Source organism: Streptomyces sp. NPDC050433, assembly GCF_044458565.1.
Classification (GTDB): Bacteria; Actinomycetota; Actinomycetes; order Streptomycetales; family Streptomycetaceae; genus Streptomyces.
In genome coordinates this window covers 175,579-188,144 of the sequence record NZ_JBITIB010000017.1, presented here as the reverse complement: position 1 = coordinate 188,144, position 12,566 = coordinate 175,579, and the positions used below count along the sequence as shown (strand labels likewise).

12 protein-coding genes are annotated in these 12,566 nt (G+C 72.4%); 6 read left to right on the top strand and 6 right to left on the bottom strand.

Annotated elements, in window-relative coordinates; genetic code table 11:
- Positions 1-137: 137 nt before the first annotated feature.
- Both ACIBLA_RS22125 and ACIBLA_RS22120 read right to left on the bottom strand, forming a co-directional pair.
- The gene (locus tag ACIBLA_RS22125; protein ID WP_363244937.1) at positions 138-1,673 is read right to left on the bottom strand and encodes a DEAD/DEAH box helicase; all 1,536 of its coding nucleotides are present in this window, start codon (positions 1,671-1,673) and stop codon (positions 138-140) included.
- Between the two features lie 274 nt (positions 1,674-1,947).
- Positions 1,948-2,151 (bottom strand): cold-shock protein, encoded by a 204-nt coding sequence (locus tag ACIBLA_RS22120; protein ID WP_222974187.1) that lies wholly within the window; start codon positions 2,149-2,151, stop codon positions 1,948-1,950.
- A 406-nt stretch (positions 2,152-2,557) separates the two neighbouring features.
- On the opposite strand from ACIBLA_RS22120, the gene ACIBLA_RS22115 reads away from it, so the two are divergent.
- Positions 2,558-2,698, top strand: coding sequence for a hypothetical protein (locus ACIBLA_RS22115; protein ID WP_399199543.1), 141 nt, complete (start codon positions 2,558-2,560; stop codon positions 2,696-2,698).
- A 30-nt stretch (positions 2,699-2,728) separates the two neighbouring features.
- Here the strand turns inward: ACIBLA_RS22115 and ACIBLA_RS22110 are convergent, their stop codons facing one another.
- The 3 genes from ACIBLA_RS22110 to ACIBLA_RS22100 are packed head-to-tail and all read right to left on the bottom strand — an operon-like array spanning position 2,729 to position 4,982.
- Positions 2,729-3,535 carry a GNAT family N-acetyltransferase gene (locus ACIBLA_RS22110; protein WP_363244935.1) on the bottom strand — a complete coding sequence of 269 codons (807 nt, stop codon included), beginning with the start codon at positions 3,533-3,535 and terminating at the stop codon, positions 2,729-2,731.
- Between the two features lie 59 nt (positions 3,536-3,594).
- The gene (locus ACIBLA_RS22105) at positions 3,595-4,290 is read right to left on the bottom strand and encodes a class F sortase (RefSeq protein WP_363244934.1); all 696 of its coding nucleotides are present in this window, start codon (positions 4,288-4,290) and stop codon (positions 3,595-3,597) included.
- Positions 4,287-4,982 carry a hypothetical protein gene (locus ACIBLA_RS22100; protein ID WP_363244933.1) on the bottom strand — a complete coding sequence of 232 codons (696 nt, stop codon included), beginning with the start codon at positions 4,980-4,982 and terminating at the stop codon, positions 4,287-4,289. The genes ACIBLA_RS22105 and ACIBLA_RS22100 overlap by 4 nt, the downstream gene beginning before the upstream one ends.
- A gap of 281 nt (positions 4,983-5,263) precedes the next feature.
- Here ACIBLA_RS22100 and ACIBLA_RS22095 point away from each other — a divergent pair, with 281 nt between their 5' ends.
- From ACIBLA_RS22095 to ACIBLA_RS22075, 5 genes are all read left to right on the top strand, one after another.
- Positions 5,264-5,977: a TetR/AcrR family transcriptional regulator gene (locus ACIBLA_RS22095; protein WP_399199541.1), complete on the top strand. Its 714-nt coding sequence runs from the start codon at positions 5,264-5,266 to the stop codon at positions 5,975-5,977.
- 4 nt (positions 5,978-5,981) lie between these two features.
- Positions 5,982-6,263, top strand: a complete 282-nt coding sequence (locus tag ACIBLA_RS22090) for a hypothetical protein (protein ID WP_363244931.1) — start codon at positions 5,982-5,984, stop codon at positions 6,261-6,263.
- Between the two features lie 63 nt (positions 6,264-6,326).
- Complete coding sequence (locus ACIBLA_RS22085; protein ID WP_363244930.1) at positions 6,327-7,559, top strand: methyltransferase; 1,233 nt, start codon at positions 6,327-6,329, stop codon at positions 7,557-7,559.
- A gap of 161 nt (positions 7,560-7,720) precedes the next feature.
- Entirely contained in the window at positions 7,721-9,655 is a 1,935-nt protein-coding gene (locus tag ACIBLA_RS22080) for an NAD-binding protein (protein ID WP_363244942.1), read from the top strand.
- A gap of 166 nt (positions 9,656-9,821) precedes the next feature.
- Positions 9,822-10,874, top strand: coding sequence for a phosphatidylinositol-specific phospholipase C domain-containing protein (locus tag ACIBLA_RS22075; RefSeq protein WP_363244929.1), 1,053 nt, complete (start codon positions 9,822-9,824; stop codon positions 10,872-10,874).
- Positions 10,875-10,943: 69 nt separating this feature from the next.
- On the opposite strand, the gene ACIBLA_RS22070 is transcribed toward ACIBLA_RS22075, so the two are convergent.
- Positions 10,944-12,497, bottom strand: coding sequence for an ATP-dependent DNA ligase (locus ACIBLA_RS22070; RefSeq protein WP_363244927.1), 1,554 nt, complete (start codon positions 12,495-12,497; stop codon positions 10,944-10,946).
- Positions 12,498-12,566: the final 69 nt, after the last annotated feature.

The following is a 12,566-nucleotide window of genomic DNA, read 5'->3' as shown; positions in this document are numbered from 1 at the left end:
GGTTGCGGGGGGCGGCGGGGCGCGCCCCCCCCCCGGGAACGTCCCCGCCCGCGGGGCCCCGCGTGGGGCGACGGCCCCCTACCCCGAACCGGTGACGGGGCCCTTCGCGCAAGTCGGGCCGCTACGGGCCCGCGAACCTACGCGGACCAGCTGCGCGACGACGACTGGCGTCCGCCGCCCGACCGGCCCTGCGCGGCGCCGGCCCCCGACGACCTGCGGCCCTGGGACGGACGGCCGCGGCCACGGCTGCCCGAACCGCTCTTGGCGCGTTCCGAGACGGGCGCGGAGATGACCACGGGCACACCCGACGGGGCCTGCGCCCCGGTGATCCGGCTCAACTCGGCCTCGCCGGAGCGTACTTGCGCGACCTGCGGGACGATGCCCGCGTCGGCCATCAGCCGCGTCATGTCGCGACGCTGGCCGGGCAGGACGAGCGTGACGACGCTGCCCGACTCCCCGGCGCGCGCGGTGCGCCCGCCGCGGTGCAGATAGTCCTTGTGGTCGCTCGGCGGATCGACGTTCACGACGAGGTCGAGATTGTCGATGTGAATGCCGCGCGCCGCGACGTTCGTCGCGACGAGCACCGTGACATGACCCGTCTTGAACCGGGCGAGCGTCCGCGTGCGCTGCGGCTGGGACTTGCCACCGTGCAGCGCGGCGGCCCGCACGCCGCTGTTCAGCAGGTGCTCGGTCAGCCGGTCGACGGCGTGCTTGGTGTCCAGGAACATCAGCACCCGGCCGTCGCGCGCCGCGATCTCCGTCGTGGTCGCGTACTTGTCGGCGTTCTGCACATGCAGGACGTGGTGCTCCATGGTGGTGACCGTGCCGACGGCGGCGTCCACCGAGTGCACCACCGGGTCGTTCAGATAGCGGCGGACCAGCAGATCGACATTGCGGTCCAGCGTCGCGGAGAACAGCATCCGCTGCCCCTCGGGCCGTACCTGGTCGAGGAGTTCGGTGACCTGCGGCATGAAGCCCATGTCGGCCATCTGGTCGGCCTCGTCGAGGACCGTGATGGCGACCCGGTCCAGCCGGCAGTCGCCCCGCTCGATCAGGTCCTTGAGCCGACCGGGAGTCGCGACGACGACCTCGGCGCCGCCGCGCAGCGCGCCGGCCTGCCGGCCGATCGACATGCCGCCGACGACGGTGGCGAGCCGCAGCTTCAGCGCACGGGCGTACGGCGTGAGCGCGTCGGTGACCTGCTGCGCCAGTTCGCGGGTCGGTACGAGAACGAGCGCCAGCGGCTGCTTCGGCTGGGCACGCTGTCCGGCGGTGCGGACGAGGAGCGCCAGCCCGAAGGCGAGGGTCTTGCCGGAGCCGGTACGGCCCCGGCCGAGGACGTCACGTCCCGCGAGCGAGTTCGGCAGCGTCGCCGCCTGGATCGGGAACGGCTCGCTCACGCCGAGGCCGGCGAGCGTCGTCATCACCGGCGACGGCATGTCCAGCTCGGCGAAGGCCGACACGGCGGGCAGGGCGGGGGTGACGGTGACCGGCAGGGCGAACTCGCCCTGCACGGCCGCCGGACGACGGCCGTAGCCACCCCCCGACCGGCCGGAGGAACCCGAACGGCCCGAGCCCGACGACTGCGGGCGATAGCGCCCGCCGCCGGAGGCACCGGGGCCGCCGGAGCGGGTACGGGAGTAACGGTCGTTCGTGCGAGGCGTGCGGTTCATGCTGAACCTCTCTCGATGCGGCACGTATCGAGGAACTCTTGGGCAGAATGACCGCGCAAGGAATCGCAAGAACGAGCCGGGGAAAACAAAAACAGAACCGCGCCGGGGTATGCGACGCGGATGTGCCGGCCGGCCGTCAGGGACAGCGAGGAGAAACCTGGTCCCGCGCCACACTCCGATGTGTCACGCGCACCGGGCGGGCCCGGAGAAAAAGCAACGCAGCCGGGTCCCGCATCGCAAGGTGCGGGACCCGGCTACGTCTTACGCGTCGGCGTCAGGCGGGAACGATGTTCTCCGCCTGCGGGCCCTTCTGGCCCTGCGTGACGTCGAAGGTCACCTTCTGGCCCTCCTGCAGCTCACGGAAGCCCTGGGTGGCGATGTTCGAGTAGTGGGCGAAGACGTCGGCGCCGCCGCCGTCCTGCTCGATGAAGCCGAAACCCTTTTCCGAGTTGAACCACTTTACGGTGCCACTAGCCATTTTGATCTCCTTCAGGGCAATGCTGCCCGGGGGTTCGCACTGTGCGAACTCCGCGTCGCCTTAGATGATTACCCTGTCCGGAAAAGCACCGGAAATACAAAAGCGCGCCCACCGGCACATAAAGTCGGCGAGAGCACTTGAAGTCTTCGGGAACCACAACTGCAACTGACGGCTACAGTAGCACGGTGCATGCGGCCGAGTACGTGACGTCTTGGCGACCCCCGGGCGGCGCACCGGAAAATCGAGCGGGTCGCCGTGGAATTTTTTCGGACCACGCGATCGGGGAATATTCTCCGGTTCTTCACGCGGCGGCTACTTCCATCGGTGTATGCGCGGCACGGCGAGGCCGCCTGGCGTTCACGGAGTGAACCGGCCGATGACCTTCGGACTTCTGAGGACCCGGGCCATGGCGCTGTTGCCGCTCGCCGTCGATCTGCTGCTGGTGGCGGCCATCGTCGGCCTGTTCACCGCCTCCGCCGCCGCCGTCAACGATCCCGAGTACCGGGGGCACATCGGGGAGACACGGCTCGACGCGCTGTTCGCCTGAGAACGCGGGGCCCGCTCCCAGGGGTGTGGATCAAGGGGTGTGGACGTACGGCGTGGTCGTGCTCAGCTCCTCGAAGCCCAGCCGCCGCAGGATGGGGCGGCTCTGGCTCGACGCGTCGACCTGCATGTAGCGGTAGCCCCGCTCGACCGCCAGACGCGTACGGAAGGCGACCAGCGCACGGTAGAGGCCCCGGCCGCGCCAGGCGGGGACGGTGCCGCCGCCCCAGAGGCCGGCGAACTCCGTGCCGGGCGGCAGCTCCATCCGCGCCGCGCTCACCGGTACGTCACCGGCCACGGCGACGGCCGCCGCCACGCTCCGCGGGGCGGCGGCGAGTTGGGCCAGCAGCCGCTCGCGGGTGTGGTCGCGGTCGGTACCGAACGCCTGCTCGTGGACCTCGGCCATCAGCTCCACCCCCGCCGCGTCGGTGACCTCGATCAGCCGCACCCCCTCGGGCAGTGCGACGTCGTCCGGCAGGGCCGCGGCCTCGGCGATCATCAGCGTCTCCGGAGGCTCCGGTGTGAACCCGGCCGCCTCCAGCCGGCGGGCGAGGTCGTCAGGTCCGTCGTGGGAGTAGAGCTTCCACTCGAACTCAAGGCCCAGGGAGGTGAAATGACGAATCTGCTCGGCGATCGCGGCATCCGCCGACTCCGTGTCCAGAGCCGACCACAGGACGCCGTTCCAGCCGCCGTCTGCGTCTGCCTCCACGCCCGCGCCGGAGGTGATGGCCGTCTGGCGGACGACGGCGCCCACCCGTTCGACCACGACGCCCGGACCGTCGGCCGGGGCCTGGCAGCGCATCTGGCGGTCGAACAGTGTGCGTACCGCTTCAGTGTCCATCCGCCCACTTCAGCGAGGTGCCGCCGGCTTCGCAACAGGTTTGCCGCGCCGGCGGACGGTCAGGCCGCCTTGCGGGTCTCGGTCAGCCGGGCGAAGGCGACGACGTTGCCCTGGTAGCCCGTCTTCTCGGTGAAGGCGCCGCCGCAGGTGATCAGGCGCAGCTCCGGCGCACCCGTCGCGCGGTAGACGCTCTTGGCGGGGAAGTTCCGCTTGGTGAAGCTCTCGACGCCGTAGACGGTGAACACGGCGGTGGTGCCGTCGGCGCGCGACACCTCGACTCTGCTGTCCCTGACGATCCGCCCCAAGTCGTAGAAGACGGCCGGGCCCTCGGCGGTGTCGACATGTCCCACGACCACCGACGTGCCCTGCTCGCCGGGTGTCACCGACCCCTTGAAGTGGCCCGCCAGATCGGGGCGGGTGGGCGGCGGCGCGTCGATCAGGCCGTCCGCGTCGAGCGCCACCCGCGTCAGCGGCGCGTCGACGCGTACGGAAGGGATACGGATCCGGGTCGCCGTGGAGCCCGGCAGCGGAGGCGCGGCCCTCGCGGCCGTACCCCTGGGCCGTGGCATCGGGACGGCGTCCGCGGCCCCGCCGGGGTCCGGGTCGGCATCGGGCACGGCGGGTGCCGCGCCCGCCGGCTGCGGTGGGAGGACGACCTGGCCCTCGCTGCTGAGCCGCACCACGAAGATGCCCACGAGCAGGAGAAGCACGACCGTCGACCAGCGTGACGCCCGGAGCCTTTCGGTCTCCGTCATCGCGAGCCGTTCACCGACCGGTCGCGGACGAGGCGGACGCCGCCGCCGATCGCGACCGCGATGACCGCGGCTCCGGCCGCCAGACCCGCCGTGTTCGGCCCGCCGTCGGTGCTGCCGCCGATGCCGGCGTTCACGCCCTTGTGCGCGCCGTCCTCGCGAGGCTCCCGGGGTTCGTGAGGCCGTTGTTCCGGGGGCTCGGGCCGGGACGGCTCCCACGGCCCCGGCGGCTGTGCCGAGTGCGGCGGCTCGCCGGGCTTCTCGGGCTTCTCGGTTTTCTCGGGCTCGCCCGGCTTCTCGGGCTTGCCGGGCTTTCCGGGTGCGCCGGGCTTGATCATCAGCGGCACCGAGCGGATCACGCCGTCGCAGTCGAAGGTGATCTCGTACTCGGCCTCCGGCTTCACGTCGTCGAAGATCTTCGCGGACTTCTCCTCACCCTCGTTGAGGGTGACGGTCTCGAACACGCCGGACGACACGGTCACGGTGGGCACCTGGCATCCGGTGGTCCGGATCGTCACCTCGCCACCGGGTGCGACGGCCTCCGGCGAGACGCTGTAGTCGTATTCCGCCTTGTCGCCCGCGAAGACGGACGCCGCCGCTTCCGCCTTGTCGCCCGCGAAGACGGACGCCGCCGCCCCGAGAACGAGAGCCGCGGCACCCGCGACCGCCGCCGAGGCCGTAACTATCGTGCGCATCGGATCTCCCACTCGTGAGCGTCCCCCTGGACAGGACGGTAGAAGTGATGAATTGTCAGCGCACTCCGGGAGCCCGCCACTGCGGCCAATCGGGTGGGGTTCTCGAACACCTGAGCTGACGTGAGGGCCGGCGCGAATTCCAACGGCGTACGGCTCCCGCGATTTCCCCGAAACCGACCGGCGGGCACATGCCGCGTGCCATGCTCGATAAGCACTCTTACCGCTGACTCCGCCATGGACGCGTGGCGTGATTCGGGCATGCCGTCATTCGGGGAGAGCGGATGGAATCGACAGATGATCCCGCCGGCGTCGCGGGCGGTCCGCGCGGGGCGGAGTCGGGCACCGGACACGTGCGCAGGGCGCTGCGCCGTGAGCGGCTGCTGACGACGGCGACCGACCTCTTCACGACCCGCGGTTACGTGGGCACGTCGATCGAACGGATATGTGCCACGGCGCATGTGTCGATACGCGCCTTCTACCAGGAGTTCGAAGGGCGCGAGGCCCTGCTGATCGCGCTGCACAACCAGGTCGCGCGGGACGGCATGGAGGCGACTCTCGCGTCCCTCGACGGTGCCGGGATCGACGAGGCCGACACCCGGACAAGGGTGACCGCGCTGGTGCGCGCGTACGTCGGCGCTGTGACCGCCGACCTCGCGTCCGCGAAGGTCGCCTTCGTCGAGGTGATCGGTGTGAACCGCGCCGTGGAGGACCACCGGGTGGTCTGGCGCAGCCTGTGGACGGACTTCCTGACCGGCGAGGCGGACCGGGCCGTCGGGCGGGGCGAGGCGGTGGCGCGTGACTACACCCTGGCGATGGTCGCCCTGATCGGCGCCATCAACGAGCTGATCGCGCACTGGGCCCGCAGCGGCGGGACGGTGCCGCGCGAGGTCGTGGCGGACGAGATGATCCAGCAGGTGCTCGCGACGATCGGCCATCCCACGGGGCCGGGTCCGGGGGCGGGTGTCCGCGCCGTACGGGCGGACGAGGGGGCGTGAGCGTATGAGCGGGCTGTGGCACGAGGTCATGCGGAGCATGTCCCGGCCGGACGCGTCGCCCGACGACGACATCCTCGCGCTGGCCGCCGCCGACATCGCCCTGCGCAACCATCCGGAACCGCCCGCCGACGCCGATGCCGTCCTGGACATCGCGCGGTCCGAGTTCGCCGCCGTACTGACCGTGCGGCAGGCCAGGGCAGCGCTCCAGCGGGCCCGCGAGATGGCCAGGGAACAGGCGGCGCGGGACCGGGCGCGGGACCCGGACCGTATGGACAGGGACGGCTGAACGGCAGTTCAGCGGGGTACGCCGCCGAGGGCGGCCCGTCCGCTCGGTTAGCCTGAGTGGACGATGAACCGTTTGACGACGCCCTGGGGCGATCTCGACCTTGCCCGCTTCCCCGAGCAGCCCCGTGACACGCTCCGGGCCTGGGACGCGGCCGACGAGTATCTGCTGAGGCATCTCGCCGAGGCGCAGGCCGAGTCCGAGGCGGGGTCCGAGTCCGAGGCCTCAGACGGTGCCGGCGTCGATCTGTCCGGCAGCGTGGTCGTCGTCGGCGACCGGTGGGGCGCGCTCGCCACCGCGCTCGCCCCGCACCGCCCCGTACAGATCACCGACTCGTACCTCACCCAGCAGGCCACCCGAGCCAATCTGCTGCGCAACGGCATCGACACCGACGCCGTACGGCTCCTGTCGGCGCGCGACACCCCGCCCGAGCGGGTCGACGTCCTGCTGATCCGGGTGCCCAAGAGCCTTTCCCTGCTGGAGGACCAGCTGCACCGGCTCGCGCCCGCCGTGCGTCCGGGGACCGTCGTCGTGGGCACCGGCAAGGTCACCGAGATCCACACCTCCACGCTGAAGCTCTTCGAGCAGATCCTCGGCCCCACCCGGACCTCGCTCGCCGTGAAGAAGGCGCGCCTGATCTTCTGCGCGCCCGCCGCCGAACGGGACCGCGCCGCCGACCGCGCCCGTGCCGGTGACCGCCCCCGCACGGCGGCCGGTCCCTGGCCGATCTCGTACACCGTGCCCGAGGGCACCGGCAGTGCCTCGGGCCTGACCGTGACCAACCACGCCGGGATCTTCTGCGCCGAACGCCTCGACATCGGCACCCGGTTCTTCCTGCGCCATCTGCCCGAGCGCCGTGGCCGCGAGCACGTGGTCGACCTCGGCTGCGGGAACGGCGTCGTCGGCACGGCCGTCGCCGTGGCCAACCCGGAGGCGCGGCTGACCTTCGTGGACGAGTCGTTCTCGGCCGTGGCCTCCGCCGAGGCGACCTTCCGCAAGAACGTCGGCACCGGCAATCCGGCGGAGTTCGTCGTCGGCGACAGCCTGGCCACCGTGGCGGCCGGGTCGGCCGATCTCGTACTCAACAACCCGCCGTTCCACAGCCATCAGGCGACCACCGACGCGACGGCCTGGCGGATGTTCACCGGCTCGCGTGAGGCGCTGCGCCCCGGCGGCGAGCTGTGGGTCGTCGGCAACCGGCATCTCGGCTACCACGCCAAGCTGCGGCGGCTGTTCGGCAACTGCGACGTCATGGCGAGCGATCCGAAGTTCGTGGTCCTGCGGTCCTTCCGACGCTGAGCGGAGCCGGCAGGCGGGATGCGGCGGCGCGGACCAGGCCCGGCCCAGATCGCTGACCGGCTGGAACTTGCCTTTCCTGACGCCTTGTTGGGCAGACTGTGCCTGTGACCTCACTGCCGCAACTTCCGCCCCAGGTGCAACACGGCTCGCAGCCGGGCCACATGATCGTCTGTGGCGACGACGCCCTCGGCCACCGGCTGGCCGGTGAGCTGCGTGAGGTCTACGGGGAACACGTGACCCTGGTCGTCCCGCCCGTACGCGCGGAACGCAGGGACCCCGCGCCGCTCACCGGGCGTGGCAGGGCGTCCGCCCTCATCGGGCGGATGTCGGCGGTGATGGCCCGGACGTACGGCCCCGCGAGCGGCGGTGCGGACGCCCGGCCGGGCGACCTCGCGTTCCCTCACCTCGTCGAGGCCGCGGAACTCGACACCGACGTCCTCGCGGAGGCGGGCGTGACCGAGGCCGCGGCGCTCGCGCTCGTCCACGACGACGACGAGGTCAACATCAGGACAGCTCTCGCGGCCCGGCGTCTCAATCCCCAACTGCGCCTCGTCATCAGGCTCTACAACCGCAAACTCGGCCAACATCTCGAAGACCTGCTCGACCAGGCCGCCGCCGTCGCCGTGCCGGGCCTCGACATCGCCGCGCTCGACGCGTCCACCACCGTGCTCTCGGACGCCGACACCGCGGCTCCCGCGCTGGCGGCCACCGCCGTCGCCGGCACCAGCAAGATCGTCCGCGCCGACGGGCTGATGCTGCGGGCCGTGGAGCGCAACCCACCGGGCCCCGGCGAGGTCGCCGACCCCGGTCTGTGCACCCTCGCCCTGCTGTCGTCGACGACCAACGACCCGGCGGGCGCGGAGGGTTCGGACAGCAGCGGGCACGACGGCCCCCGGCTGCTGCCCGACGACGCCAGCACCGCCGCGGCCACCGGCCGGGGCACCGTGGTCCTGGAAGCCGTCTCCCACGACGGCGAGACGCTGTCACGCCGCCGCACGACGGGGCGCGGCGCGCCGCTCGGCTCGCTCCTCTCCCGGCGGCTGCGCTGGTCCTTCGCCGGGATCGCCGCCGCCGTACTGGCCCTGGCCGTCGCCTCCTCGATCACCATGGACGACCACCCGCTTCACGCGACGTACATCGTCCTGCTCGACCTCTTCGGTATCGGCGACCCCGCCACCGGCGAGGACCTGGAGCGCCAGGTGATCCAACTCCTGTCCGGAGTGGCCGGGTTGCTGCTGCTGCCGGTGCTGCTCGCCGCCGTACTCGAAGCGCTCGGCACGTTCCGCAACGCGTCGGCCCTGCGCAGGCCGCCCCGTGGTCTGTCCGGTCATATCGTGCTGCTCGGCCTCGGCAAGATCGGGAGCAGGGTGCTGGTACGGCTGCGTGAACTCGACATACCCGTCGTCTGTGTGGAGGAGGACCCCGAGGCCCGCGGCATCGCCCTCGCGCGCAGCCTGCGGGTGCCGACGGTGGTCGGTGACGTGACACAGGAAGGCGTCCTGGAGTCGGCCAAGGTGCACCGGGCGCACGCCCTTCTCGCGCTCACCAGCGTCGACGTCACCAACCTCGAAGCCGCCCTGTACGCGCGCTCCGTCAAGCCGGACCTGCGGGTCGCCCTGCGGCTGTACGACGACGAGTTCGCCACCGCCGTCTACCGGACGCTGCGCGCGGCCCACCCCCGCGCGCTCACCCGCAGCCGCAGCGTCTCCACGCTCGCCGCTCCGGCCTTCGCCATCGCCATGATGGGGCGTCAGATCCTGGGCGCGATCCCGGTCGAGCGCAAGGTGCTGCTGGTCGCGGCCATCGACGTGGCCGGGCACCCGAGGCTCGAAGGGCGCACCGTAGCCGAGGTGTTCAGGCCGGGCGCCTGGCGGATCATCGCCCTGGACACGGCGGAGCCGGGGGACCGGCTGCCCGATCTCGCCGACACCCGTCGCGACCACGACGAGGACCGCACCGCCGGCCTGGTCTGGGATCTGCACCCCGGCTATGTGCTGCGTGCCCAGGACCGGGTCGTGCTGGCCGCCACCCGGCGGGGTCTCGCCGAGCTGATGGGGCGTCAGTCGGCGCCGCCGCCGTGGCCCGCCGCGTCGTAGGGCCCGCGTCGGACGGAGCGGGTGCCGCGGATACCGGCCACCGGTGGTGTCCGTTCTCGCCGTACTGCGGACGGTGCCGGTCCACGTAAGCCTCCGTCCCCCCATACGTCACTCAACTGCCCTACCGTTCCCGTGACTTCACTCGTCTGACGGGAAGGCCGGGAACATGGGAAGACTCATGCGTACGACAGTCGCGGCGAGCGCGGCCGGAGCGCTGGCCCTCGCGGGCGCGCTGAGCCAGGCCGGCGTCGCCGTCGCCGACGAGCAGCTGCCGTACTCCTCTTCCACCGGGGTCGGAGTCCACAACGCGTACGAGAAGGCGACCTTCCCGTACTTCGCCGACGCGCTGGACTCCGGTGCCGGAATGCTCGAACTCGACGTCTGGACCAATGTGTTCGGCGCGTCGTGGCGGGTCTCGCACAGCAACCCGCTCGGCAGCGACAGCAACTGCGTGAACGCCGCCAACGCCGGTGAACTGCGCACCAAGGCACGCGACCAGGGCCTGCCCGGCTGCCTGAAGGACATGAAGGCCTGGCACGACGCCAACCCCGGCCACCGGCCCATCCTCGTGAAGGTCGAACTGAAGGACGGCTTCCAGGCCAACGGCGGACGCGGCCCCGCCGCCCTCGACGCGCTTCTCGGCTCCACGCTCGGCGACGCGCTCTACCGCCCCGCCGACCTCGTCGGCGGCAGCGCGAACCTCGACAGCGCCGTCCAGGAACGCGGCTGGCCGGCGCGCTCCGCGCTCGCGGGCAAGTTCGTCTTCGAGCTGATCCCCGGCACCGTCGAGCAGGCGAACCCCCTCGACACCCTGTGGACCGACCGCGAGTACGCCACGCACCTGCGCGACCTCGCCGCCGCCGGCCGGCTCGGCGAGGCGGCGGCTTTCCCCGCCGTGCTCGGCGCCGCCGCCGGTGACCCCCGCACCCGGTACGCCGACGCGTCGCTCCGGCCGTGGTTCGTCGTCTTCGACGGCTCCGCGTCCACCTACGCCGCCGAGGGCTTCGACACCGCCTGGTACGACCAGCGGCACTACCTGGTGGTCATGACGGACGCGCACGCGGTGCCGCCCGCCATCGACGGCACCAACCCGACGGAGGCCCAGGCGCGCGACCGCGTCACGCTGCTGGCCGGTCGGCACGCGAGCATCGTCTCGTCGGACTGGTCCCCGCTGCCGTCCGTACTCTCCACGGTCGTGCCGCGCGGCGCGGCCGGGTAGCGGGCTTTCCGGGTCGCGCGGTCCAGCCAGGCCGCGCGACCCGGCCGGCCGGCTCTCTGAGAGGCCGCCCTACGTGCCCAGCACCGTCTCCAGCGTGTCGGCCTCCGACGCCGGTTTGTCCTCGCGGTGGCGCAGCACCCGCGCGAACCGCAGCGTCACTCCGGCCGGGTAGCGGGAGGAGCGCTGGAGACCGTCGTACGCGATCTCCACCACCAGCTCCGGACGCACCCGCACGGTGAAACCGTCGTCGTCCACGGCCAGTTCGCGCAGTCGCTCCGTCTGCCACTCCAGCATCACGTCCGTCAGGCCCTTGAACGTCTTGCCCAGCATCACGAATGAGCCGTCCGGCTGCCTGGCGCCCAGATGCAGATTCGACAGGCGGCCCGTGCGCCTGCCGTGGCCCCACTCGGCGGCCAGCACCACGAGGTCTAGCGTGTGGACCGGTTTGACCTTCATCCAGCCCGCCCCGCGCCGGCCCGCGCTGTACGGGGTGTCGAGCGCCTTGATCACCACGCCCTCGTGGCCCCGGTCCAGCGTGGCCCGCGAGAACTCCTCGGCCTCCGTCAGATCGGGCACCGCGTCCCCGTCGGGCACCGCGTCCCCGTCCGGAGCCGGCACCACCACCCGCCGGACCCGCATCGGCTCCGGGACCAGCCGGTCCAGCGTCGTACGGCGCTCGGCGTACGACAGGTCCAGCAGGTCCGCGCCGTCGGCGGCGAGCACATCGAAGAAGACCGGCGACAGCGGTACGGAGACGGCCGCCGCCCGTACGTCGGTACGGGAGCCGACCCGCCCCGCGACCTCCTGGAACGGCCGGGGCCTGCCCTCCGCGTCCAGCGCGATGACCTCCCCGTCCAGGATGAAGCGGTCACCGTCCAGCGCGAGCGCGGCGGCCGTCACCTCGGGCAGCCGGCCGGTGATGTCGTCCAGGGTGCGGGTGTAGACCCGTACCGTGTCACCCTCCCGGTGGACCTGTACGCGGATCCCGTCCAGCTTCTCCTCCACGGCGCACGGCGCGAGCTTCTCCACCGCCTCGGCCAGGCTCCCCGCCGTCCGCGCGAGCATCGGCAGCACGGGGCGGCCCACGGTCAGCCGGAACTCGTCCAGCGCGTCGGGGCCGTCCGCCAGCAGCCGTTCGGCGACGCTCTGGAGCGACCCCGCCAGCATCACCGCCCGGCGCACGCCGGCGGGCGGCGCGCCCGTCGCCTGCGCGAGGGCTTCCCCGGCGACGGCGTCCAGCGCGCCCTGGCGCACCTCACCGGAGAGCAGCGCGATCAGGAACCGCTGTTCCTCCTCGGTCGCCGCGCCCAGCAGGGCCTGGACCAGCCGTCTGCGTTCGGTCTGCGAGCCGGGACCGGCGACGGCGGCGAGAGCGGTGACCGCGTCGTCCGCCTCGCGGATGGTCAACGTCGCCGCCTCCGCCGCCGGTACGGGGTCCTTGAGCGCGTGCCAGCCGACACCGATCCGCCCCTGGGGCAGCCGGCCCGCCAGCCACGGGATGACGACCGGGACGTCGGCGGGCCCGGCCGCGCGGAAGAGTTCGGCCAGCAGGGCGATCTTCCGGGACCGCGCCGACGTCGCGGCGACCTCCCGTGAGACATGGGCGAGCGTGGCCAGCAGCATGGGCCCATCCTGCAACGCCCCGCGCCGGCGCGCCCCTCCGCGCGCGCCCGCCCTGTGCCGGGCGGACGG

What these genes read in the sequence shown, in the direction of transcription:
- ACIBLA_RS22125 (WP_363244937.1), bottom strand. Translation starts at nt 1,673, where the DNA reads ATGAACCGCACGCCTCGCACGAACGACCGTTACTCCCGTACCCGCTCC.
- ACIBLA_RS22120 (WP_222974187.1), bottom strand. Translation starts at nt 2,151, where the DNA reads ATGGCTAGTGGCACCGTAAAGTGGTTCAACTCGGAAAAGGGTTTCGGC.
- ACIBLA_RS22115 (WP_399199543.1), top strand. Translation starts at nt 2,558, where the DNA reads ATGGCGCTGTTGCCGCTCGCCGTCGATCTGCTGCTGGTGGCGGCCATC.
- ACIBLA_RS22110 (WP_363244935.1), bottom strand. Translation starts at nt 3,535, where the DNA reads ATGGACACTGAAGCGGTACGCACACTGTTCGACCGCCAGATGCGCTGC.
- ACIBLA_RS22105 (WP_363244934.1), bottom strand. Translation starts at nt 4,290, where the DNA reads ATGACGGAGACCGAAAGGCTCCGGGCGTCACGCTGGTCGACGGTCGTG.
- ACIBLA_RS22100 (WP_363244933.1), bottom strand. Translation starts at nt 4,982, where the DNA reads ATGCGCACGATAGTTACGGCCTCGGCGGCGGTCGCGGGTGCCGCGGCT.
- ACIBLA_RS22095 (WP_399199541.1), top strand. Translation starts at nt 5,264, where the DNA reads ATGGAATCGACAGATGATCCCGCCGGCGTCGCGGGCGGTCCGCGCGGG.
- ACIBLA_RS22090 (WP_363244931.1), top strand. Translation starts at nt 5,982, where the DNA reads ATGAGCGGGCTGTGGCACGAGGTCATGCGGAGCATGTCCCGGCCGGAC.
- ACIBLA_RS22085 (WP_363244930.1), top strand. Translation starts at nt 6,327, where the DNA reads ATGAACCGTTTGACGACGCCCTGGGGCGATCTCGACCTTGCCCGCTTC.
- ACIBLA_RS22080 (WP_363244942.1), top strand. Translation starts at nt 7,721, where the DNA reads ATGATCGTCTGTGGCGACGACGCCCTCGGCCACCGGCTGGCCGGTGAG.
- ACIBLA_RS22075 (WP_363244929.1), top strand. Translation starts at nt 9,822, where the DNA reads ATGGGAAGACTCATGCGTACGACAGTCGCGGCGAGCGCGGCCGGAGCG.
- ACIBLA_RS22070 (WP_363244927.1), bottom strand. Translation starts at nt 12,497, where the DNA reads ATGCTGCTGGCCACGCTCGCCCATGTCTCACGGGAGGTCGCCGCGACG.